The sequence below is a fragment of the Novosphingobium sp. PhB165 genome (assembly GCF_004341845.1).
Lineage (GTDB): Bacteria > Pseudomonadota > Alphaproteobacteria > Sphingomonadales > Sphingomonadaceae > Novosphingobium.
On record NZ_SLVB01000002.1, the window covers coordinates 484,760 to 508,260 of the forward strand.

Below are 23,501 nucleotides of genomic sequence, written 5' to 3' on the forward strand. Positions count from 1 at the left end.
AGCATACTGACATGGACCATGGCGCATGGGACCGAAGAAAAGTGCTGGGCACCGCGCTGGCAGGCGCGGCGGCCATGACCCTGCCGGGTATGGCCGATGCGGGCGAACCGACCGCTACGGGCGTGGTGGAAACGACATCGGGGAAAGTGACGGGAGCCCGCGCCGGCGGAGTCTCGCGTTTCCTCGGTATCCCCTATGGAGGCGACACTTCCCTGCGGCGTTTTCAGCCGGCGCAGGCAGTATCGCCGTGGAGCGGCGTGCGCGCGTGTAATACCCTCGGCCACAAGGCGCCGCAGGGCATGATCACCTTGCCCGGAATCATGGGTAAGGTTGATCCCCATGCCCCGGGCCTTCCGGTGATGATGGCGGTCGCCAATCTGACCAATGCCCAGCTTGGCGAGAGCGAGGATTGTCTCGTCCTCAATGTCATCACGCCCGATGCTGCGCCCACGCGAAAGCGGCCAGTCATGGTCTGGCTCCACGGCGGCGCATTTGCGATGGGATCGGGCCTCGATCCGATGACGGACGGAAGCGAACTCGTCCGGCGCGGCGATGTCGTGTTCGTTTCGCTCAACCATCGTCTGAATGCGATGGGTTATCTTTATCTTGGCGGCTTGCATGAGGATTTTGCCGATAGCGGCAATGTCGGCATGCTCGACATTGTGCTCGCGCTGCAATGGGTGCACGATAATATCGCCGCCTTCGGGGGCGATCCGGATAACGTGACGATCTTCGGACAGAGCGGCGGTGGGGCCAAGGTCTCGACCCTGTTGGGCATGGCGCCGGCTCAGGGCCTGTTCCACAAGGCGATCGCGATGAGCGGGCCGATCGTCTCGCTGGTCTCGAAGTCGGATGCACAGGAGATCGCCGAGCAGACGATTGCCCGGCTGGGAATTTCCAAGGCCGACGTGCACACCATGCAGACAATCGATCGCCAGAAGATCATTGCCGCTGCGTCCGCAGTGCGCCTGCCTTCGGCCGGGACCGGGCTGGCGGCAGGGACGCTTGCGCCGATGGTGGACGGACGCTCGATCCCGGCCGACCCGTTCGACCCGGCGGCGACTGCGTTCAGCCGGAATATCCCGCTGATGGTGGGGTCCGCAAAGGACGAGGCCACTCTCTTCATGGCAGGTGACCCCGAGCTCGGCGCCATGAGCGAAGAGCATGCCCGGGAGCGGTTCGCCGCAGTCATGGGCGATCGCGGCGCGGCTGCCTTCGCCGCCTATCGCGCGGCCTATCCTCATGACGATCCCAGCTATCTGGTGTCGTCCATGATGACGGACCGCCTGTTCCGTTCGGATTCGATCGTAATGGCAGAGCGGAAGTCAGCGCAAAACGCTGCGCCCGTCTACCTCTACCGCGTCGATTACGAGCCGCGCGTGGCGGGCCGTGTGCTGCGCAGTCCGCATGGAACCGAAGTGCCGCTGGTGTTCGGCACGAAAGTCCCTGTCCAGTTCATTGGCGAGGGACCGGAGGTCGATAGCCTGTCTGACCTTATGATGACGGCATGGCTAGATTTTGCGAAAAACGGCAATCCGGCAGGAAGCCGGTTGGCATGGCCGCGCTACGACAGCCGGACACGTCCCAACATGATCTTCGACGTTTCCACCCGTGTCGTCAACGATCCGGACCCTGTCGCACGCGATCCGGTCGCCAGAGGCCGTGCGTGACGAAATCGAAGGATCGCTGGAAGCCTCAGGAGCGGAGAAATGCGATCCTGAAAGAGGCAATCGCCATGTTCGCCGAACTCGGCTTTCACGGCTTGACGGTCCATGGTCTTGCGGATCGCTGCGGGATGTCCGGCGCGGGTCTTCTTTATTACTTCCATTCGAAGGAAGACCTGCTGCTGGGAGTGCTCGACACCCTCGAGACAAGCGAAAGAGCGGCAGCCGAGCCCCTGATAAAGGCTTTCGAACATGCGCAGGACCATTCGGCCATGGCCTGGCAATCGATCGTCACGCTGATGCGGGAGATGGTTCGCCGGTCGGTGGCGGACCCGGTGATTACCCGCTTCGTGCTGCTGTTGCAGGCCGAGTCTCTGGAAACGGGGCATGTCGCGCACGACTGGTTCAAAAAGCGCGAGCAAATGACGCTCGAACTCTTGGAGAAACTGCTGACGCCCTATGTTGCCGAGCCGGCCTCGAACAGCCGCCACGTTCTGGCGGTCATGCAGGGCCTTGCTCAGCAATGGTTGCGGCAGGGCAGGGAATTCGACGTCGTCGCCGAGTGGGACAAGGTTCTGGAACCCCTGCTGTCGCGAGGCAGACTGGCTCAGCCCTGACTATGCGCGTTGGAGGGAACGCGTGTGCCGTCATTCCCTCAGGACATCGGAATCCTCGGCCGCTTCGATCCATGCTCGGGCGTCCATTTCGAGCATGAAGCGGGCTTCAACGCGTTCCTGCGCGGCCTTGCGGATAGCAGAGACGAAGCCCGCGTGGTCGCCGTAGCGCTCTTCCAGTGAAAGACGGGGGTCGCCTGCGGCAAGTCGCTCTTCGCGCGTTCGGGCGAACGGCAGGTACGATCCTTCCAGTCCGCAGAGGTCGCCGCCGCGGCATCCTTCGCGGCGCAAGTTCCAGCCGACATTGGTGCCCAGCGGAACCGCCGCTTCCATCGGGCGGAGGTCCCCCACTGCGATGCCGTCCGCGTCCGGGCGCGGGACGAAGAGGCGGTAGCTCTCACCATGGCGCGGCGGAAGCGTGGTGAGGCGTCCGCCTTGCGGGCCAAACTCCGGTCCGAAATCCAGCAGATCCAGACCGGCGATGACGGTGGGCGGCTGGAAATCCGGTATGTCCGGGAACAGCGCCTGGTATTCCTCGATCGTAACCAGCCCGCCGTTTTCGATCGTCGGGAAGGTACTGGACGGCGGCGCAATTCCCCGGTCCGCCCATTCGTCGAGAACGACCACCAGCGCGCCGCCAAGACCGGGCAGCGAACGCTCGATGGCTTGCGGGTTGAAGGCTGGTGCATCGAGGGCCTGCGCCGGGTAGCGGGCTTCGCCCATGAAACCATTTGGCGTCACCGGCGGGCTCAGCAGTCCATGGATGCCGAGATGGCCGGAACCCGCCTTGAAATAGAGCCGCACGTTGTCGGCTTGAGCAATGGCGTTGCCGTGCCCATCGACGACCTGGAGGGAGTTCTTCCATGTCCAGAAGCTGTTCTCATCGACAGCCTCGATCACCAGAGGATCGGTCGCGGGACGCTTCAGGATGCCATCGGTCCGGCCGGTCAGCGGATCGAGCGAGGGTCCGAATGTGAAGGGCGACTGGGCGTTGGAAAGATAGTCGGCATGGCCGTCCTGCGCGGCATAGAATGTGGGGTGCGCGAATTCGACATTGGCAAAGAGGCGATTGGCCCCTCCGGTGTTGATGAACACGCCGTCGAAGACCTTTCCGCCGGCCTCGTCCTCATTGAAGCCGAGATAGAGGAATTCGCGCAAATACATGCCGGTCGAGGAGGCGCCATAGGCATAGGAGCGGCGCGCAGGGCGCTGGGGTGAGAAGCCCAATGGATTGGGCGTGCCCTCGCCGTCGGCTGCGGCCGAGCGCAGAAATGCGGCAAGGTCGCGCGTCACCGCATAGGCCAGCCCCATGACAATCGGATTCCTGGCCGGACAGATCAGTTCATAGAGCCGGTCCGGGCTGAAGCCGTCGAACAGCGTGATGTCGGTGGTGGAGGGCGTCAGGCTCTCCAGACCGTCGTTGCACGTCCCGAAGGCCCATCTGTCGGCGGGCACCGGGACCGGCGCTCCGCCTGCCCGCTCGCGCATGACGAGGCTTGAGGCCGAAGTGTCGGTATCCGCGGTCTCGTAAGCGCGCCAGAAAGGGGCGAAGGGCTGGCTCAGCATCGGTACCGGGACCGAGAATTCCAGACGGACATTGGCGATGATCGGGGAACCGTCGGCCTGCGTGGCGACTGGAAACTCGGGGAAGAGCTGCACTGGATTGGGAATGCCGTCGCCGTGCCAGCCCGCATCGACAAGCACGAAACCCATGCGGAGCTGCTGCGCGACCTGCCCGTTGACCTTCGACGCGTCATCGACCGGCCCGAGGTCGGTATTGCCGCGATTGTTGATGTCGTGGAAGATCTTGCCGTTGCCTCGCCCCATGTCCACGGGCTTGAGCAAGATTACCGGGGCACGGAAGGCGACTTTGCCGCTCGCGGTCCGCGGAGCGCGATCGAGATTGACGATCACGGCATTGCGCGGGTCGGCGGGATCGACTTCGAACCATGCCGTGCCGGTCAGGCGTTCGTATGGGCCGGCCTCGCCCCAGGAGTGGCCACCCGCATAGGGCTCGCTGTGTTCGATGACGAGGCGTGTCAGCGCCATGGGTGTCTCCGTAGTCCTGTATAGTTCGGTAGGTCGGGCGCGGCAGCGATAATCAGCGGGCTGCGAGCCCCGGATTGCCGGCTTCCAGCGGAAGCCGCAGCGCATTCTGGAAATAGGCGACCAGCGTGAACTGGCCGATCAGCACAATCAGCTCAAAGATCTGCTGGGCGTCCAGACTGCGCGAAAGCACCTCCCAGGTCTCGTCGTCGACTGCGGCATTGGCGTGCAACTGCTCGGCACAGCGTAGAATGGCACGTTCGTGGTCGCTCCAGAGCGGCGATGCCGAGCCTTCCGACGTGATCCGCTCTATCTCCTCGCTGGTCATGCCCAGCGCTTTCGATTGATGGACGTGCTCGCCGAATTCGTAAGGCGCCTGCAGCAGCCAGCCGGTGCGCAGGATCGCCAGCTTCTGGTCGCGCTTCGCAAGGCGGCTTGCCGGGCCCATGACCGTCATGGACAGCCCCATGATCCGTTCCCACAATGTGCCGAACGGCATCATTGTCACCATGATCTGGGGAACCTGCTCGATCGAGAGCGAAGGGACGTTGCCGAACAGCGAGGCGCGCAGGCGATCGGTGGCCTCGATGATCTCGTCGGCGCGCGCCATGCGATCCACTGTCTCGACGCGCGGCGGTTTTCCGAGGATTTCGGCCTCCCGGGCACGAATGCGTTCAAGCGTCTGCGGATTGATGGCCACTGTCTGCGTATCGCTCACCAGCGGACTCCTTCTTCGCGGGGCTTCCACTCGTAGGGCCGCTCGTAAGAAGGATCCTCCTTGCTCCACAGGCCCTTGAGGAAGCCTTGCACATTCTTGGAGTGAACCCAGGTGCCGTCGCAATCCGCGCTCGCCTCGATAGTGCAGCGGCGCACGACGATGCGCCATTCGCCGTTTCGCTTTTCCAGCCGGTCGAGATAGCGGCCGATGGCGATGGTCGTACTCTTGCCATCAAGCCAGTAGAGGCCGCCGATCACGTAGGATTCGCAGTGCGCCACATCGCCTTCCAACTCGCAGATGTGGTTGGTGATGTTGTGGCTGGTCATGTTGAAATTCGTGTAGTGGCCCTTGTTGGCCTTTTCCGGATAGTCCGGAGCGAACGTGACGCTCGGGCCGTGCTCGTCCACACCGTCTTCCCACCAGCAGCCGGCGATCTGCTCGACATCCTGCCGGTCGCGCGCGCGGCTCTCGCGCTGGATGCAATCAAGAATGTCCTGTCGGTCCTTGAGATAGACGACAGTCGCCTTCAATTCCGCGAGTTCCTGTTCCAGGCTCATAATATGCTCTCCCAATTCGAATATATTGTCTGCCCAACTCGCCTCACACGAGCCGGCTGGCCGCCAGCTGGCGAAGGTCGGCCGTCTTGATCTTGGCGCTTCCGGTGGTCTTGAGTTCGTCTTCGGCGAAAAACAGGACCATGCGCGGGACCTTGAAACTCGCAAGCCGCTCGCGGGCATAGGCGCGGATCTGTTCGGGGGAGGGCGCCGCGCCTTCCAGCGGCACCACGCAGCTGACCACGAGTTCGCCCAGCAGCGCGTCGGGCAAACCCACCGTCTGTGCGATCTTCACCCCTGGACAGTCGCGCAGCACCGCGTCGATCTCCAGCGGTGAAACGTTGGCGCCGCCCGTCTTGATGATGTCGTTGAGCCGGCCCTCCCAGAACAGACGGCCCTCAGCGTCCAGCCAGCCACCGTCTCCCGTGTGGAAGAAGCCTTCGTCATCCAGCGTATCGTCCAGCGGGACGCCAAGATAGCCCAGCATCAGCGTTGGTCCCTTCACGGCGATTTCGCCGCGTTCGCCAAGCGGCACGGCGGAGCCGGTCATCGGATCGACGATGCGGATCGTCGATCCTGCGGTCGGGCGTCCATGACTGCCCGCAGCGTCGCTTTCCGGCGTACCGGCTGGAAAGACCGAGATCAGCGTGAACGTCTCGGTGCTGCCGTAGGCGCGCGGTTCGGTCCAGTTGGCCGAAACCGTCGGGTGATTGGCGAGCGGGAAGGCGCCGTCCAGGTAGCGCAGGGCTGAAAGATCCGCCTCCGTATAGCCGGGCACGGCCTCAAGCTGCGGCCACTGATGCGGCCAGGCGAGCAGCATCGTCGCTTTTTCCGCCTGGATCAGCGCCAGCGCCGCTTCGGGATCGAACCAGCGCTGGAGCAGCAGGCAGCCGCCCGAAGACAGCGTTCCCCCCAGCGCCATGGTGAAATTGCCCGAGAAGAAGAACCCGTTCGCGGACCACGTCCGCGGCGGCTCATCGATCCCGTACCATGTCTTCCAGCGCCAGAGTTGCAGGCAGATCGCACGATGTGCGGAGAGAATGCCTTTCGCCTTGCCGGTCGATCCGGAAGAGAAGAACAGGGCGCCCGGATCGCTTGGCAGGACGGCTGCCGCGCAGGCCTCGATCACGGCATCGGGAACACCGTCGCCACGGGCAAGGAACGAAGACCAGCCTTCGACGGCGCCACTGCCTTCGTCGCCATCGATGCGCGCGATATGCGTCAGGAAGGGGAACCGGGCAGAGAGCAGGGCGCCCGGCGCGCTTCCCCCGATGGACGGCTCCAGTTCGCCCAGCATCGCGGCGAAGTCCTTTTTGAGGACATGACGCTCAAGCAGCAGGACCGAGCAGCACGACGCCTCCAACACGGCGCCGAGTTCCGGCGCGGTGAAGAATGTGCTGATGGTCGTGGCGATGCCGCCTGCCAGCGCGGTGCCGAACAGGCAGGAGAGGAACTCCAGTCGGTTCGTCATCAGCAGGCCAACCCGCGTGCCCTTGCCGACGCCGCAAGCCTTGAGTGCGCGCGCGACTTCGTTGGCGCGCGCCCACAGGTCGTCATAGGTCCAGCGCACCGCGGCGCCGTCAAGGTGGATCACGGCGGCTTCGGCGGGGCCGTGACGCTCCATGACTTCGCGCAGATAGGCGCCCAGCGTCAGCGCGCCGCATCCGGCTTCCTCGGCGAGCGGAATGCCGTGCGCGTAAGACAGTCCCGCAGTATCGCGTTTCGCGTAAACGTGGGTCATGGCCGGTCAGGTCGTCCGGATGCCGGTGGCGTCTTCGGCGCGAAAGACCGGAATTTCCTCGGCCGCCTTGAACATGACCAGCGGAAGCACCCGGCTCGTCGATCTCTGGTAGGTCTCGTAGAAGGGATGGCAGTCGATGAAGAAGGACCAGACCTTCTCGCGCTCGGCGCCTTCGGGCTCTCGCCAGGTGCCCCGGAATGCCTGCGTCGCGATCTGGAATTCGATTTCGGGCTGGTCGACGATATTGAGATACCAGGCCGGATGATGATCGGCGCCGCCCTTGGACGCGCAGATCACCACTTCGCCGCCGATATCGGCGTAGCACAGCGGCGTGATGAAGATCTTGCCGCTCTTGCGGCCGGTGTACTTGACCAGGCAATGCGTGGCGAAGGCACGGCCGCCCACGGCCGTGATGTCCATGATGTGGCCCTGAACGCCGCCGGAGGAGAGATACATCTCACGGTGCTCGCTCACCCAGTCGCGCCGGGCTTCGCGGATCACCTGCATGCTTTCGTCACTCATCCGCTTTACTCCGCTTCATCGCCATGGCGAAGCACGACATGTGTCGCCTCGCCATGCGGACCCATTGGGGAATCGTAATCGATCACCGAGCAGACCGGATTGGCATGGCTGGCGAACAGGCGGCGCTCATCCTCCATGGTCATCGGCAGACGCGCGGGATCGGAAATGATGCGCTGCGAGGCTTCGAAATCCTCGCGGCTGTTCCACCAGATTTCCATCAGACAGTCATAACCCGGATCATGAATTTCGCCCGTTACGGGATTGCGCTCGGGCGTGAGATAGCGGCGGACATAGCGTACCGCGTTCGGGAGCGCGGGCTTCGCGCCCATCTTCTTCGCAAGCTGCGAATGCTGGTTTTCGTAATAGTCGAGGAAGGCGTCCATCGACATGTCGGGCCGCTTCCGGAAGAAGCAGATCTGTTTGAACATCGGGCATCCCCACTTGTCGTTATGGCATGAGCATTGCGGCAAGCGGGGTATGAGGTCTAATGCTGAATTCGTGTATCTCCATGCGGATTGTTTATGGACCTATCGCTCGGCAAGCTTCAGCATCTGGTTTCCGTAGCGCGCTGCGGAAGCTTCTCGCGCGCGGCGATGGAACTCAATCTCAGCCAGCCGGCGCTGAGCCGCAGCATCGCGACGATCGAGGAACGCTACGGCTTCGCGATCTTCAACCGTGTGGGCCACGGCGTCGAGCCCACGGCGGCAGGGCTTCAGGTGCTGGAACAGGCGCGTCCCCTGCTTGAGGGACTGCGGGTCTTCGAAAGCAACATGGGCCTTCTGGCGGGCGGGCGCGGGGGGCGACTGTCGATGGGAATGGCGCCGCTGCTGGCCAGCGAGCTGGTCCCCCGCTTCACCGGCGACTTCTTCGGCACCAGCGATACGCAGCTTCGCGTCATGGTCCGCCCGGGTGAGGAACTGGTCGAGGCCCTTGCCAACAACGAAGTCGAAATGATTTTCTTCCCCGGCCCGCACGTTGCCGACGCCGGGGAAATCGAACTGGAACGAGTTGGCGATGCGCGGCCCGCCTGTGTGGTCCGACAAGGTCATCCCCTGACGGGCCGAAAAAATCTGCAACTTGCCGATCTGGCGGACTATCCCTGGGCCAGTTCGGTCGAAGATCCGGTGGGCCCCCCGATCCCGAGCCGATCGCGCATGGTCTGCGACAATTACCATATCCTGCGCGATGCGGTGATGGCCACGGAGCTAGTCTGCATCTGTTCGCAGGCTTTCATAGCCGAAGAACTGCGCGATGGCCGACTGGTGGAGATCGTCATCGACGGATTGCCGCTGCCCCCTACCGCAATCTTCGCAGGGCGCCTCAAGGGGAGGGTCCATTCGCCGCTTGCGGCAAGGGCACTGGCCGCGATACGCGGCTATCTGGCGGCATGATGCCTCGGCCTGATCCGACCCATAGCCGATAACAAGAACAGAGATGGAAGCGTGCATGGATATCGAGATCGCGTTCGTCCACGGCGGCGGGCAAGGCGGATGGGTGTGGGGGGAGACCATCGCCGCCCTCAATCTGCAGTCCGGCGGTTGCAGGACCGTGGCTCTCGATGCCCCGGGCTGCGGCACCAAGCGGGGCCGGGTTACCGCCGAAGTTAGCCTTGATGACGTGGCGGAGGAGATGATCGCCGATATCATCGCTGCCGGTCTGAAGCGGCCGTTGCTGGTCGGTCATTCACAAGGCGGTCAGGTCATGTCGCTGATGCTGGCCCGGCGTCCTGACCTGTTTCGGCGCGCGGTCTATGTCTCGTGCTCCATACCTCTACCAGGCCGGAGCGTTCGTGCGCTGATGGGCTCCGGAATTCAGGGCACCAATCCCGACGAAGTCGGCTGGCCTTTCGATCCAAAGACCGAAAACCCCGCGGATCGCTATCCTCAGATGTTCTGCAACGACATGGATGAGGCCCAAAGATCGACGTTTCTGGCGAACTTGGGTGCCGACACATGGCCTTTGTCGACGTACGAATACACGTCATGGCGATACGATCATCATGGTATAGTGCCGGCGACATACGTCGTCTGCCTCGTCGATGGCATATTGCCGGTTCGTTGGCAGGAGCGGTTCGCCGAACGCTTCGCAGCCGATAGGATCGTGCGGATCGATGCTGGGCATCAGGCGATGAATACGAGGCCGCATGGTCTCGCGGAGATTTTGCGGCAAGAAATGGTGGCCAGCCACTAATGCGGCAGGGAATGCCGATTTGTTGGATTGGCGGCGCGTTGGGCCTTGCGCGCGTTACCAACTGATCGGTACAGCAGTTCCATGGTTTCCAAGAATCAAAGAGGAACGCGCGAAGACGCTGCCGTTCGCAGAGCGCAGATCATCGACGAGGCAATCCGCCAGATCGGTCAGATAGGCTCGCGCGGATTTACCATCCAGGGTCTGGCGAGCAAGTGCGGGATCTCCAACGCCGGGCTATTGTATTACTTCGGCTCCAAGGATGGCGTCCTGATGGCCTTGATCGATGAGATCGAGCGCCGCGAGGAAGTGATCGTGGCGCCGCTCGTGGCCGCCACGAAAAAATCCTCCGGGAACGGAAAAGATGCCTACCTGGCAATGGTGCGGTTGCTGCGCCGGATTATCGAGCGTTATCGGGAAATTCCCGAGCTTGGCCGCTTTCTCATCATCCTGCAGACGGATGCCATGGATCCCGCCCATCCGGCGCATGACTGGTTCCTGGCAAGGGCCGAGGAAACCGAAACCCTCTTTGCCCAATTGCTGCAGTCCTGGGCAGAGGATCCGGAAGAGACGGCTCGCATCTGCTACGCGCTGATATTCGGCCTAGCCCGCCGGTGGTATGATAAGCCGGAATCGTTCGATTTGGGGGCCACGCTGGAGAACACCATTCGCGCATTGGTTCCATTCGAAAGGTGACAGGCTGGTTTGCAGCTGCCCATACCGCAACTTGGTTGAGCAGCTTGCGGGCTTGCCACTCAGATTGGTGAAGCCGTGCCAATTGGCTGATATGTAAGGCTTGCGCCAATCGCTGCTTGTTTAAGGTCGCAATGATTTCGGTCCAGAAGGACTGTTGAAGGGTAGGGCCTTTGAAGGAGGCCCTGCGTCATAAGGAATGCGGCGCATTGCGCGCCGCACCTTACGTCTTGGTTCCTTCATCCAGCATGAGCAGCCATTCGACTGCGCCGTCCTCATCATTGCGTAGCTCCGGTTGCGCCGCCGCCGTCCGATGCAGTCCGGCGGCAATCGTCCGCCATTCGGGATCGAGATAAGCTGCCATCAGATAGACACGCTCAGCGGTCGCCGGTTTCCACGGCTCGTTCCGGAACAGAGGGTTTCCTGCTTCCGCTCGTTGCCGGTCGAAGGGTACGACGGACTTCACGAATTCGATATGTGACTGCTTGCCGCTGGCGAAGGCGCTGAGCCAGGCAAGCGTTCGTTGGAGGCTTCTGCCCTCTCTGCCTTGATAGCCGTACCAGTCTTCCCCATGCGCTTTTGCAGCGAGAGCGGCCATGAGCTGGGATGACAGGCTGAAATCCACGTAATGCAGCGCATCGCGCTGAGCAAAGTCGATGGTCGAACCATCCGGCAGGAGATTGGCGTCGACTTGCATTTCGAACAGCATGCGCGCGCGCCGGATCAGATCATCGTCGCCGAGCTGAAAGGCTGCAAGGGTTGCCAGCTTGATCCGATGGCTCTGCCAATTGTTCGTCAACGTCGGTTTGATGGGAACGTCGCTTTTCTCCATGGCCTCGATATAGCCCGCCGCAAGCTGCTTCAAAAATAGGCTAACTTTCACGCGCATCGCCGTAGAGGCGTCGGGTGCGACAAGATCATAGGCGAGTATCATTCTGTCGAAACGCCCCTCGTCGATCGGATTGAAGGAGAGCGTATAGGTGGACACCCAGGCATCGATGTACTGCGTGGCCTTGCGCAGATAGGCTCGATCACCCGTCAGCCGCCACGCCACCGCCAGATCGAACATGACGTCCATGTCTTCGAGACTGGCCTTGGCGGCCGCAATATCGCGGGCGTCTGAAACCTGACCTGTAATTCCGGGCGCTTGCGCCTGTCCGGAACTCACACCTTCAATCCGGATGTGTTTCGCCGGCCGTGGATTACGTGTCAAAAAGACCTGTGCCCGGTCGAGGATAGCGCGTTTGAGGGTACCGCCCACCTTGCCTCGGGCGAAATCCGGGCCAAGGAGGGCATAGTCCGGTACCGCCATGGCTTGGGAAGGCAGGACTGCCCGAGCACTGACGGATGCCGGGGTGGCCATTAACCCTGCCACAGCGAGCGCCGCAGGTGCAAAGCGTGCGGTAAGAGCTGCAAACCAGTAGCGGCTCCACACCAATGGGGTTTGACGCATCAAAGGCACGCCCGGTTGCCGGCGCCGGGAATCTGGATGAAGGTTATGCTCAGAGCGGGCAGTGTTACGGCTTCGCTGGCGGCCTCCCGCGGATGCAGATCGGGCAGCTTGTCATCCGCCCCCAATTCAAGCGCGTGGCCATTCAGCAGGACGGACTTGGCTTGCAGTTCCGGCGCCGTCAGCGTGTAGATCCGCGCTTTTCCGTTTGTCTGGAGCGGCTGCGCCGCATTGCTGGCATTAATCGCGACGAGTGTTACCGCGCCTTTGCCTTGTGGCGCGCAATGCGCATAGATGTGCAGGCCAGGTTTGCCCGAATTTCCCGCATCCAGGACTGTTGATCCAACCAGGCGCTTCCAGAGCAGAGCCGCCCAATAGTTAGGTCTCGGCGTCAGTGTCTCTGGTTCCAGCATGCCGTAGTTGCCGCCCACCAGTGTTTGATGGAACACGATATTCGCGCCCAACTTGGCGAGTCTTCCCAGCTGATCGACGTAGCGGAAGGTGTCGAGGAAAGTCGCGCTCCACGGTGCGCCGCTGCAAGCCGCACCGGCGGTCTCGGTATTCCATATCGGCGCACCTGGCGCATAACGGTCCCGTAGCGCCTTGTGATCGAGAAATGACTTTTCGGTCCGGGCGAACCAACCATCGGTCATCGACAGTTCGGGGCTCGTTCCCACCGGGGTGTCGGATGGGGCGCAACGCGGTGCGACTGCAGGATAGAAGTGGTATGAAATGACATCGAACTTGGGCGTTGGATTTCCCGACATCATCTGATCAGGATTAAGATTGCCGGGTAGTGGTATATTGGCCACGGCAACGTCGCCGGGGCCGACGATTTTCATCTTCGGCAGTGCCTGCGATGCGAAGGCCCGAAATGCGACCTGATCGCGGGCGAACCAGGCCGCGTCGTACTGCTTGGGCGCGCCGCCGTAATTTGGCAGATTAGGCTCATTGAACAATTCGGCGGCGTCGACATCACCGCCGATGCTGTGGGTATATTCCACCAGCGGTCTGGCCTGTAGCGGTGTCCAGATGCCTTGCTTGTCACGAACGGCCGAATTTACGGTGAAGGACATCAGCAGCTTGGCGTCAACGGCATGAGCGAAGTCGATGACGCCTTTCCATTGTGCCCGCGTCAAAACAGAATTGTACCCCGCCGGCGGCACGGCCAGCGCGGGCTTGTCGTCATTCTGGAAATAGACGGTGTTTGCAGATGTGCCGCTGGTGCGCAGGTAGGCCGGGCCGAGCGCGCTTGCCAATATGCGCAGGCGGCGATTGTAGAGGTCAAGCGGCTGGTCCAGCTTTACACCGCTCATGACAGTGTCGACGTGGACATCCCCATCCGACGAAGCGCTTCCGCTCGCCTGCTGCTTGACTGGTTTTTTCGCCATGCCGGTTATCGCAATCATATCCAGGTTGTAGGCTTGGTAGCGACTATCAACCTCACCGATTTTCTGCATAGTCGCCGGGGACACCCCGGGCTGCTGCGCCATCAGCGAGGAAGCCGTAGTCCCGACAACGCCAATCAGAACGGTCATTGCGACTCGCCGCGATGATAGCGATAAGTTCATGAGAAATCTCCCAAATACACGCCATGGTTGCGATCCCGTGATGGTGTTCACGGCCGTCTGCGTGCTCTTCGTTGGGTCCACATTGCGCAGTTCCGTGCGCCCGTCAATTTAATATACTCACGGTTCGATTTATGTCAGTGCTCTTGCGCAGACGTCGGCCACGGGCAAGAAGCGCATTGCCGTGCGTGAGCGGCGTCAAGGGAATTGAACAAAGTGGCGGTTGGAAAGCGCGGAAAAACTGCTGGACAGGACAGCGTGCAAATCGCCCCGCGCCCGCGTGGCCGACCGTCCCGAGAGCGTGCTGAATCCATCGATCGGAACGTGCTGGAAGCTGCCAAGCACAGTTTTCTCTCGGACGGGTTTGCCGCAACGACAATGGACGGGATCGCAAGGCGGGCAGGAGTGACGAAAGCCACTCTCTATCAACGATACGATGACAAGGTCGCGCTGCTAAGGGCCGTCATGCAAGACAGAGTGGCCGCCTGGTCTGCAATTTCCGACAGCCGGGCGGTCGCGCGCGGAGATACGCTGGAGCAGCGTCTGCGACATTACGCCCGGTCGATGACGCGGTGGCGTCAGGATCCGGAAGTTGTTGCGTTTGGCAACTTGATCCTCGAATGTTGGGGAAGCGCTCGCTCTGTTGCAGAAGAGATGCAGAACATTCGGCAAAATCAAATGGTCGATGTCATTGAGCGTGACATCACGGAATTCGGCCCAAAGGACGGCGTAAAGCCGGCAAACCCAAGGCTGCTGGCCGAGTTGTTTCTGGGCATGATCGGCGCGGTTCATACCCATCTCGGGGAATCGGGAGGGCTGAGCGCTTCTGTCGTTGACCAACACCTTGACCATGCGGTCGACATAATCCTGAATGGCAAGGTGGCTTGGTGACAGGCGCAGAGGCCGGTTGAATATCGGCTTTCGATGTAAAGGTTGTTTCGCTTCAGCCGTGCTTGCAGTGTCGTCGCTGCCAACTTTCGAAGAGCAATCCTCCCCGGCACCGAACGGCATAAAAACGTTGTACCTCCCGCATGAGTAAATTATCTACCGATTAGTCGGTAAGCTCCGACGAGTCTTGCGGCGCAACGGTGCCGAAACAGGGAGAGGAGGGTGGTTCGAATGCAGAAAACATCGCGAATACCGGAAATCATGGTGGCCACGTGCGCACTTGCGCTGACGGGATGCAGTACCGGAGACATGGCGAATGGCACGGCGGTTTCAGCGCCATCGGCAGCCATGATCAGCGATCAGGCCTTGGCCGCAGCCTGCACGCCGCAGGCCATGCAGAAGGTAGCCTCGGCGCTGGGCGAAGGCGTAACTGTGAAGGCCATTCCCAATGGCGCGACAGTGCCGGGCGGCGCACGCTTTCACGCATCCGCCGGGGAATCGCCGGCGTTCTGCCAGGCCGTCGGCAGCTTCGTGACCAATCCGGCTACCGGCAAGACCGCCAACTTCATGGCGACTTTTCCGGCCAACTGGAACGGGAAATACATGCAGGTCGGATGCTCTGGCCACTGCGGGCAGTTCTTTGTCAGCGACCCGGCGATGCCCACGATCGTGATTACCAGCCAGGGCAAGCCCATGGATGCGATCAACAGAGGCTATGCGATCTTCGCGACCGATGAAGGCCACACCGGCCTTGCCGGCGGTACCTGGGCCACAAAGGGTCCCGGGCAGATCGATCAAGATGCGATCGACGATCTCTACTACCGCGCCGATGAGGTGCTTTCCAAATTGGGCAAGAATTTCACAAAGGCTTTCTACGGCACCCTGAGGAATCGGCCGCAGACGATCGCCTATTCGTACTTTAATGGATGTTCCGGCGGAGGGCGCGACGCGCTCGTTGCGGCCACGCGGTTCCCGCAGGCGTTCGACGGGATCATTTCAGGCTCACCCTACAACGCGGCGGGAGCAGCGTTCCAGTTCGCAGGTGTTCCGGTCGCCGCACTGAGATCGCCGGGCGCAGTGATCACGGCGGAACTGGCGGCATTGATCCCGCCCATCGTGGCTGCCCAGTGCGATAAGCTTGACGGGGTGGAGGATGGTCTGATCCAGAACCCGGCCGCCTGCAATTTCGTGCCCGAGCGCGACTTGCCGATATGCAAGCCCGGTGAAAGCGGCGGAAAGTGCTTCACCAAGGAGCAGGCCGAGACGGTCAGCACATTGATCAGCGCCGTGACCGACGAAAACGGCGAGATCGTCCAGCCGGGGCTGTCCGTCAGCGACATGCAGGGAATGTCCTTCAAGACTCCCAAGCGTCCCGACGACCTTGCCGCGCTGGAACCGTTTCCGGGTTCGGACAATGGCGATGTCGCCGGCAATGGCTATTGGCCGCTTGCCGATGCCATGCTGAAGGTCTTCGTTCACGGCAACGATCCGAATTTCCATTCGCGTTCGGTCGTGAGCTTCGCGCGTGGCGGCAATGGACAGGTCACGAACTATCACATCGTCGTGCCCAGTTCCGAGGTCGCTCTGCTTCGCCGCAAGGCGCAAACCGGGATCGGTCATTTCGTCGAAGGGTTCGACCCGTTGATGCGCTCGAAAACGCGTCTGATGATCTGGCACAACCTTTCCGACAATGTCCTGACGCCCTATGCTTCGACCAATCTCTACAACAAGCTGGCGGCCCGCCACGGCGGCTATGCCCGTTTGCAACAGAGCGTGCGCCTGTTCGGCCTTCCCGGCACACCGCATTGCAGCATGGGCGGTGCAGGCCCCAACAGCTTCGATGCGATGGGAGCGATGGAGAAATGGGTCGAGCAGGGGCAGGCGCCCGAGGCGCTTTGGGCCACGAACTACGCGGTGAACGGCTTCGGCGTTAAGCAATTCGACAAAGCGCCCGGCAGAACAATGCCACTTTGCAAGTATCCCGAAATGGCGCGGTACAAAGGCACGGGCGACGTCAACGACGGTCACAACTGGGAATGCCCGGCGAACGACCGGCGTATGCTTGGAGTCGGCGAAAGCGGGCGTCAGGCAGGCGTGACGATACCACGGACCTGAATGCAATGGCGCGCGCGTGGTGACACGCGCGCGCCTGTGAATGTCTGCCTGTGAGGGGGCGCGGAAGCACGCAAGTGCGCGATGCTTCGGAGCCCCCCTTTTTATTGCACTTCGTAGCTGGCGGCCTCGTTCGGATTCCCGCCGGCGTAGCGCACTTGCCTTGGGTAAGGTGCGATCGGCGCGCTGCGGCGGATCGGGCTGTCGGCGGGAGTCTCGATGATGATATCGTCCGGCGATTTGCCGTTCTCGACCCAGTCGACCATCAGGGCGAAGAACTGACCCGGCGCCACCAGTGGCGGATGCGCTTCGGGGTTCGACGTGCCGTTGGGAGACATGTGGCCCACACCCGGCAGCAGGTAGAGGCGGAAGAAGTCATGGACCTGCTCCGGCCCGCCCATCGTCTCAAGCACCCGGTCGTAGTAGCGGATCGTTCCCTGGACCGGGATCGCCTCGTCATTCCAGCCGTGCCAGCTCAGGAACTTGCCGCCGCGCGCCTTGAATGCCGAAAGGTCGGGATCGTCGCTGGCAAGGCGGCCGAAAGTCTCGTCGAGTTCGGTTCCGCGATCGAACGCCCGGGCGAGTTCCTCATAAGTCAGCTTCGTCCAGCCCGCCTCGCCATTGGCGCTGGCATTGTGGAACGTCGGATTGGCGAGGCGGGGATCACCCAGATCGAGCGCCACCTGATCGGCCACGTATCCCTCGTGGGCGTTCGAGCTGCCATAGCCGATATTGGCGAAATAGGCCTGATAGAGGGAGGTGCCGCGCATGAGGCCGTACCACTTGTGCGGCCCCGAAAGTTCCGTCCCTACGCCATTGTCGCGCGCGGGATCGGGCGCCGAGCCATCACTGGTGATGCCGTACCACATCTGGTTGACGACGCGCGCCTGCGCGAGCGACAGCGCATCGGGCCCGGCGTTGGTGCCGCCATCCTCGACGCGCAGCACGGCCTTGTCCTTGGTGGGATCGTAGATGCACGCGGCGTTGTCGGTTACATAGCCCATGTGCTGCCCGCCCACGGTATCGCACGAGGCAATGGCGGCATTGGACACAAGGTCCATCTGGGCCTTGGTCAGGTAATGACCGCCGAGTTCGCGTTCGACTGCGAGGCTGCGGTAGACATCGGCAGTCACCCATTGCGCCCAGTTGAGTGCAGGCAGGCTGGCGATGATGCCGTCATAGTCACCCGGATACTCCTGGGCGAGGCGGTAGCCGTGTCGCCCGCCGGTAGACACACCTTCGTAATAGGCATGGTGTGCGGGCTTACCGTAATAGACTTGGGCGAGCTGCTTGGTCTTTTCGGCCATCACGTGCATCGCGCGGTGGGCGTAGTCCTCCCAAAGCTGGCGCGCCGGCGTGCCATCCGGGTTCATCGCCCAGGCACCGTTTGTGAGCGTGTGACCGGAATCGGTACTGGCTGAAAGCGAGCCCTCGCTGCCTGCGGTCAGCGCCGCGTAAGGCCAGCCCACGGCATGGGGCGAACTGTGCTGGCCGCCGTCGAAGCCGCCGAGGCCGCCGATGTTGTGGATGCGCCCGTTCCAGGCCTCACGCGAGGGCAGCCAGACTTCGATGCCGATCCCGGGCGAGGTCGAAGGCGCGCCCTCGGGCCCCGGATTGCCGGGCCCGACGATCAGCTTGACGAGGCACAGGTCGGACGGGGCGACCGGCGTATGGGGTGATGCCGGTTCGTCGATGACGAGCGACTCGCCCTTTTTGAACTGGCGGATCAGGACGATGCGGGTCAGGTCATCGTTCTCGATTGCGGCAACAAGGTTATCGGACATGGCGCAGGGCGCTCCTATCGGCGGTCGTGCTTCGCCGCTTCCCGAATGGAAAGCGAGCAGGCACGCCATGGTGTACGTGCCTGTTTTCAGGACGGAAATGATGCCGCACCGACGGCGTGAAGGATCGCGTCGGTGCGGCTGCGAATGCGGATCAGCGCGATCCGAATGAGTATCGTACATTCAGACCAAACTCACGACGCGGAGTGTAGCTGATCGGACGGTAGTTGACGGGAATGAAGCCAAACACCGGCGCCACCTGTCCCCGCGAAAGAACCTGAGACGTGTTCAGCGCATTCTTCGAGTACAGCGAGATTTCCCAGGCATTGTCGGGCGAGCGAATGCCTGCGTAGACATTGAGCAGGCTGTAGTTGTCGATGACCACGCCTTCGTTGCGATAGGGATTTTCCGGGTAATAGTTGAACAGCCCGCGGATAAATCCGTCGACGGAATTTGACACCGGGTGCGAGTATTCGGACTGGACCGAGAGTGTCCAGCGCGGCGCGGTCGAAATCGATTGATTGGACTTGCAGCGCGCTACCAGAACGCCGGCGGCCGCAAAGTCGGCCGCAGTCGGCACGCCGTTGTCGGGAATGCCATCGAAGTTGCTGTCGTTGCAGGGCACATAATCGTTGTCGACCGTTCCCTTCGCATAGCTGAAGCCGGCCGACACATTCCACCGGGGCGTGATCAGGAAGGAGGCATCGGCTTCGATGCCCTTCACAATCGCATTCGCATCGGCGGTGAAATCCTGCCTTGTGACCATTCCTTGCGCGAAGTCATCGAAATAGATGTCTTCGATCAGGAAGTTGTGATTGTCGAATTTCTGATAGAACGCCGCGACATTGAGATGCGCGCGCTTGTCGAGGAACGATGCCTTGAAGCCGACCTCGAAGCCCAGCGATTTCTCCGGTGGCTTGAAGTGCAAATCGCTTGCCGACTGAAAGCCCGGTACTTCCAGCGGACTGAGGATCACGACGCTGAATGGCGGACGGTAGGATGTTCCGGCATTGCCGTAGATCAGGAAATCATCGGACAAGCGATGCGAAAGCGAAGCGTTCCAGACCCAGTGAGTGTCCTTGATCGGCTGGGTCTGGGCAAAGCCCGGCAGGCAGAAATTCGACGGCGTGAGGCACAGCGAGTTTCCTTCACCCGGAACGGAATCGAAGGGTTCGCTGGCCGTCTGCTTGATATCGATATGCCGCGCGCCGCCGGTCAGTTCGGTGCGGTCGGTAATGTGCGCGGTGACTGTGCCGAAGAACGAAACCTCGCGGCTTATGACCTTTTGCGAGAGCAGCGTGCCGATGTTGGAAAGCGGCGTCGAGGGATCGACGACGCCTATGGCGCTTCCCTTCTGGTGTTCGTAGTAGGCGCCGATCGTATAGTCGAAGATCCCGGCAATCCGCTCCTCGGAGGCCAGGCGCAGTTCATGGCGCCATGTCTCGTTCCCGGCCGGCGCAATCGCCTGATAGGAATCGAAGCCGGGGAAGACGTTGTATGGATCCTGCGGCGTATAGGTATTCAGCGTCTGCTTCGAATATCCGCCCACGTAGCTGAGCTTCTGCCCGGCGAAACCCCAATCGGCATTGGCGGTGACGAGGTCGAATTTCAGCTTGGAATTGCGCGAAAAGTCCGACACGGCAAGCCGATCGCTGCCCGAGATGACCGGGCCGCCGGCGGGCAGGCCCAGCATCGGGAAGGGGTTGGAAAAGCCATCGACCTGTTGGAACGAGCGATATTTGGCGTCCATGTGCTGGTACATCACGGACACGCCGATCGTGTCCGTGGGCTCGAAGCGCAGACTAGCGCGCATTGCCTCGGTCTTGCCGAACGGATCGGCGCCATTGTTCACGCTCGTCACGCTGTCGAGTTCGTTGTGATCGACGAGCCCGGCTAGACGAATTCCCAGTACGCCGTCGATCAGCGGCACGCCCACGGCGCCGTTGACGTTGATGTTTCCTCGGGTGGTCCCGGTCATGTTGACGTAGCCGCCGACCTCGGAAAGGTCGGCGCCCTTGGTCGTCAGGGTGATCGCGCCGGATGGCGCGGAACGGCCGCGCAAGGTGCCTTGCGGCCCGCGCAGCACTTCGATCTGTCCCACGTCGAACATCGACTGGAATACAAGGTTCGAATCCGCGCTCGCTTCATTGATGTAGAACTGAACCGTGGGGCTCGTGCTGCCCGCCAGCGTATCGAACGTCACGCCGCGAAGCGAGAACTTGGAATCCGAACCGGTAACGCCGCCCGCAAGCTGGAGCCCGGGGACGACGTTCTGAATATCCTTGAAGTTCTGAAGGTTGAGCTTTTCGATCGCCTCCGTGGTGACGGCGTTGACCGTTTGCGGCACGTCCTGCAGGCTCTCCTGACGGCGGCGCGCCGTGACGATGATGTCTTCAGTCGAATATACCGTGGCTTCCTTCGGCGCGTCCTGCGCGTGTGCGCTTGCCAATGGCAGCAGGCTCGCGCCTGACAGCACGATCCACCGTAGTTTCTTCATGGCTTTCCTCCCTGTTCGCCCGCCGTGGTTTCATCCGCGTGCAGGTAATTTTCTTTTCGGCAGATGGCGTTGTCGCCTTCTCCTCCCACGATCGCACCAGGCAATGCCCGCTTTTTGCCGGTCGGTTGGAGTTGCCCAGTATCCTCGATCCCGCGGCATTATTGTCGTGCCGCCCGTTTGGTGTTGCGGCAATCTTGGCGTAAGGATGGCAGCAGAAAAACACCCATATGGGGGTATGTGAAGTAAAATCCGGGAGAGCTAAGAATGTCCGCTACGCTTGGCTTGGCTGATCTTACCCAGAGCCTGCTGGACGGCGCATATGAAACGGAATTGTGGAGCACCTTTCTCTCGCAGCTTTCCGCCGCTACCAACTCCGACTTTGCCATTCTTCTGTGCCAACCGCCCGGCTGGCGGCAGGATGATGCCTTGCAGCTCATTTGGGGCGATGCCCGCATCGAGGAGAGCAAGGACATCCATAGACGTCATTTCGTTTCACGGGACCCGAATTCGGGAGACACGACGAGCGAGGCAACGCCGTACTCCCTGCGGGATCTTATCGAGCAGGATCAAGGGGAGCACACGGCGTTCTATACCGAACTGACACAAGTCCATGGTGTAAGCGATATCCGCCAGATCCGGGTCAGAGAGCCTAGCGGTGTCGACGCCTGGCTGACTATCGTCCGCAAAGTCGGAGCGTTCGATCGCGACGTAGACAGACTTCTCGAACAACTTGCGCCGTTTTTGCGAGGCGTTCTGCGCAATTACGTGACTTTGCAAAGAGAAAGCTTCACTGCGTCACTCGCGTCTGAGGCGATCCGCCGGCTGCAATTCGGATGGCTGGCTCTCGACCGGAATGGAAAGGTCGTCGATTGCGACGACGTCGGATCGGTTTTGCTGCAAAGATCGGGAATGCTCGGCCGATCCGGGGCGGGGCGGCTGAAGATTGCCGACGCTAATACCGAAAAAGCCATTCTCGATAGCATCCGCGTGATGTCTACAAGTGTTGAGGCCCAGCCACGCGCGGTTTCGTTGTCTAGGGATCCATGGCTGGACATGCTGCTGGTTCCGGCGCCCCGGCGCTTTATCGGTACGATCGGGAAGCCCGTTGTAGTTGCCTACATCCATGGCGATAGCTGGAGGATCGCGGATCGATGTGGCCAACTCATCGATTTGTTCCGGCTTACCAAGAGCGAGGCCCGGCTTGCGCTTGAACTGTGCCGTGGAAGATCGATTGCCGAGGCGGCGGACGATCTTGGCCTGCAGGTCGAAACGGCACGGGGCTACTCTAAGAAAATCTATGCAAAAATCGGCGCGCGGGGGCAAGCGGACCTTGTCCGCATTCTCATGGGCAGTGTGCTGGCGCTCGCACCTGACATCGAGCGGCTGCCTCGTTGATCTGAGGACAGGTGCTATTTCGGTTTGCCATGGCTTGCGCAATTAACCAACTGTTCGGTAGGGTTGGGAATCGCGACGGCGGGCAATGAGATTCCAGGATGCAAAAGCGTCCGGACGGGCTGGGGAGTAGCGCATGCGAAAGTCTGTATACATTGGGACACTTGCTTTTACGCTCATCGGTGTGCCCAGCGCCGCGCAGACAAGCCCTGCGGTACGCGATATTCCGGCTCCAAATTCACCACCTTCGATACCGCTGGACGGTTCGGTCGCGGGTAGCGCCGATACCGAAGTCTGGACACGGCTTGGAACGCTGGATGTTGTGAGAAACGTCTCGCATCCCACGCTCACACCGATCCTTCCGGAACCGGGGAATGCAACAGGGGCGGCCGTCGTGATCGCGCCCGGCGGCGGCATGATCATGCTCGCCCTGGACGCGGAAGGCTGGCAGGTTGCGCATGCGTTCGCACGCCGCGGGATCGCGGCATTCGTACTGAAGTACCGGGTCCAACCGACGCCCGTGGCTGTTCCCGATCTTCTGGCCTATTTTGCGCAGCTGCAGGCAAAGGCGGAAAAAGGCGAGGCGACGGAGACCGATAGCACCGCCGCGGTCAAGGATGCCGGTACCGCGATCGCGATGGTACGGGCCAACGCCGCGCGCTGGGGAGTGGACCCAGCACGCGTCGGGATGATCGGGTTCTCCTCTGGAGCAACCGTGGCCAGAGACGCCGCTTTCGTAAATGAGCCCGGTGGGCGGCCGGACTTCGTTGCGCTCCTTTACGGAGGTTTGGACAAGGTCGAGGTGCCGGCAACGGCACCGCCGATGTTCGCTGCGGTGGCCTTTGACGACAAGATTGCCAGATTTGACGGCTTTCCTGTCGTCGCCGCTTGGCACTCGGCAGGGCGGCCGGTCGAACTGCATGCCTATCAGAGTGGCGGGCACGGATTTGGGTTGGGGAGGCCCGGCACGACCAGTCTGGGCGTCTTCGACCAGCTTATCCAATGGCTGGATATTCAAGGGTTTCTAAAACGAAAAACCGAAAAATGAACTGGCCGGCAACATTCCGAAATATT

At 61.6% G+C, this 23,501-nt stretch carries 19 protein-coding genes; 9 read left to right on the top strand and 10 right to left on the bottom strand.

Going from position 1 to position 23,501, the window contains the following annotated elements; all coding sequences use genetic code 11:
* Positions 1–11 precede the first annotated feature (11 nt).
* Entirely contained in the window at positions 12–1,670 is a 1,659-nt protein-coding gene (locus EDF56_RS07660; RefSeq protein WP_132386140.1) for a carboxylesterase/lipase family protein, read from the top strand.
* Positions 1,556–2,281: a TetR/AcrR family transcriptional regulator gene (locus EDF56_RS07665; protein WP_279389703.1), complete on the top strand. Its 726-nt coding sequence runs from the start codon at positions 1,556–1,558 to the stop codon at positions 2,279–2,281. The genes EDF56_RS07660 and EDF56_RS07665 overlap by 115 nt, the downstream gene beginning before the upstream one ends.
* 30 nt (positions 2,282–2,311) lie before the next feature.
* On the opposite strand, the gene EDF56_RS07670 is transcribed toward EDF56_RS07665, so the two are convergent.
* The 6 genes from EDF56_RS07670 to EDF56_RS07695 are packed head-to-tail and all read right to left on the bottom strand — an operon-like array spanning position 2,312 to position 8,287.
* Positions 2,312–4,327 (bottom strand): alpha/beta hydrolase domain-containing protein, encoded by a 2,016-nt coding sequence (locus EDF56_RS07670; RefSeq protein ID WP_132386142.1) that lies wholly within the window; start codon positions 4,325–4,327, stop codon positions 2,312–2,314.
* 52 nt (positions 4,328–4,379) lie between these two features.
* On the bottom strand, positions 4,380–5,042 hold the full coding sequence (locus EDF56_RS07675; protein WP_132386143.1) for a carboxymuconolactone decarboxylase family protein: 663 nt from the start codon (positions 5,040–5,042) through the stop codon (positions 4,380–4,382).
* The gene (locus tag EDF56_RS07680; protein ID WP_132386144.1) at positions 5,039–5,599 is read right to left on the bottom strand and encodes a nuclear transport factor 2 family protein; all 561 of its coding nucleotides are present in this window, start codon (positions 5,597–5,599) and stop codon (positions 5,039–5,041) included. The genes EDF56_RS07675 and EDF56_RS07680 overlap by 4 nt, the downstream gene beginning before the upstream one ends.
* 43 nt (positions 5,600–5,642) lie before the next feature.
* Positions 5,643–7,337 carry an AMP-binding protein gene (locus EDF56_RS07685; RefSeq protein WP_132386145.1) on the bottom strand — a complete coding sequence of 565 codons (1,695 nt, stop codon included), beginning with the start codon at positions 7,335–7,337 and terminating at the stop codon, positions 5,643–5,645.
* Positions 7,338–7,343: 6 nt separating this feature from the next.
* On the bottom strand, positions 7,344–7,859 hold the full coding sequence (locus EDF56_RS07690) for a nitroreductase/quinone reductase family protein (RefSeq protein ID WP_132386146.1): 516 nt from the start codon (positions 7,857–7,859) through the stop codon (positions 7,344–7,346).
* A gap of 5 nt (positions 7,860–7,864) precedes the next feature.
* A complete protein-coding gene (locus EDF56_RS07695) occupies positions 7,865–8,287 on the bottom strand; it encodes an EthD domain-containing protein (protein ID WP_132386147.1) in 423 nt (140 codons plus the stop codon).
* 93 nt (positions 8,288–8,380) lie between these two features.
* Between EDF56_RS07695 and EDF56_RS07700 the strand changes: the two genes are divergently transcribed.
* From EDF56_RS07700 to EDF56_RS07710, 3 genes are all read left to right on the top strand, one after another.
* The gene (locus tag EDF56_RS07700) at positions 8,381–9,250 is read left to right on the top strand and encodes a LysR family transcriptional regulator (protein ID WP_132386148.1); all 870 of its coding nucleotides are present in this window, start codon (positions 8,381–8,383) and stop codon (positions 9,248–9,250) included.
* 55 nt (positions 9,251–9,305) lie between these two features.
* The gene (locus tag EDF56_RS07705) at positions 9,306–10,049 is read left to right on the top strand and encodes an alpha/beta hydrolase (protein WP_132386149.1); all 744 of its coding nucleotides are present in this window, start codon (positions 9,306–9,308) and stop codon (positions 10,047–10,049) included.
* A gap of 81 nt (positions 10,050–10,130) precedes the next feature.
* Entirely contained in the window at positions 10,131–10,742 is a 612-nt protein-coding gene (locus EDF56_RS07710) for a TetR/AcrR family transcriptional regulator (protein ID WP_132386150.1), read from the top strand.
* A gap of 220 nt (positions 10,743–10,962) precedes the next feature.
* Here EDF56_RS07710 and EDF56_RS07715 read toward each other — a convergent pair whose 3' ends face one another.
* Together EDF56_RS07715 and EDF56_RS07720 are read right to left on the bottom strand one after the other, a co-directional pair.
* Positions 10,963–12,192 (bottom strand): alginate lyase family protein, encoded by a 1,230-nt coding sequence (locus EDF56_RS07715; RefSeq protein ID WP_132386151.1) that lies wholly within the window; start codon positions 12,190–12,192, stop codon positions 10,963–10,965.
* Complete coding sequence (locus EDF56_RS07720; protein WP_165912131.1) at positions 12,192–13,727, bottom strand: hypothetical protein; 1,536 nt, start codon at positions 13,725–13,727, stop codon at positions 12,192–12,194. The genes EDF56_RS07715 and EDF56_RS07720 overlap by 1 nt, the downstream gene beginning before the upstream one ends.
* Positions 13,728–13,973: 246 nt before the next feature.
* On the opposite strand from EDF56_RS07720, the gene EDF56_RS07725 reads away from it, so the two are divergent.
* Together EDF56_RS07725 and EDF56_RS07730 are read left to right on the top strand one after the other, a co-directional pair.
* The gene (locus EDF56_RS07725; RefSeq protein WP_243652488.1) at positions 13,974–14,648 is read left to right on the top strand and encodes a TetR/AcrR family transcriptional regulator; all 675 of its coding nucleotides are present in this window, start codon (positions 13,974–13,976) and stop codon (positions 14,646–14,648) included.
* Positions 14,649–14,954: 306 nt separating this feature from the next.
* The gene (locus EDF56_RS07730; protein ID WP_243652457.1) at positions 14,955–16,760 is read left to right on the top strand and encodes a tannase/feruloyl esterase family alpha/beta hydrolase; all 1,806 of its coding nucleotides are present in this window, start codon (positions 14,955–14,957) and stop codon (positions 16,758–16,760) included.
* A gap of 101 nt (positions 16,761–16,861) precedes the next feature.
* On the opposite strand, the gene EDF56_RS07735 is transcribed toward EDF56_RS07730, so the two are convergent.
* Positions 16,862–18,541 (bottom strand): tannase/feruloyl esterase family alpha/beta hydrolase, encoded by a 1,680-nt coding sequence (locus tag EDF56_RS07735; RefSeq protein ID WP_243652458.1) that lies wholly within the window; start codon positions 18,539–18,541, stop codon positions 16,862–16,864.
* A gap of 151 nt (positions 18,542–18,692) precedes the next feature.
* A complete protein-coding gene (locus tag EDF56_RS07740; RefSeq protein WP_132386155.1) occupies positions 18,693–21,035 on the bottom strand; it encodes a TonB-dependent receptor in 2,343 nt (780 codons plus the stop codon).
* A gap of 264 nt (positions 21,036–21,299) precedes the next feature.
* On the opposite strand from EDF56_RS07740, the gene EDF56_RS07745 reads away from it, so the two are divergent.
* Both EDF56_RS07745 and EDF56_RS07750 read left to right on the top strand, forming a co-directional pair.
* Positions 21,300–22,430 carry a helix-turn-helix transcriptional regulator gene (locus EDF56_RS07745; RefSeq protein WP_132386156.1) on the top strand — a complete coding sequence of 377 codons (1,131 nt, stop codon included), beginning with the start codon at positions 21,300–21,302 and terminating at the stop codon, positions 22,428–22,430.
* Positions 22,431–22,563: 133 nt separating this feature from the next.
* Positions 22,564–23,475 (top strand): alpha/beta hydrolase, encoded by a 912-nt coding sequence (locus tag EDF56_RS07750; protein WP_132386157.1) that lies wholly within the window; start codon positions 22,564–22,566, stop codon positions 23,473–23,475.
* Positions 23,476–23,501 lie beyond the last annotated feature (26 nt).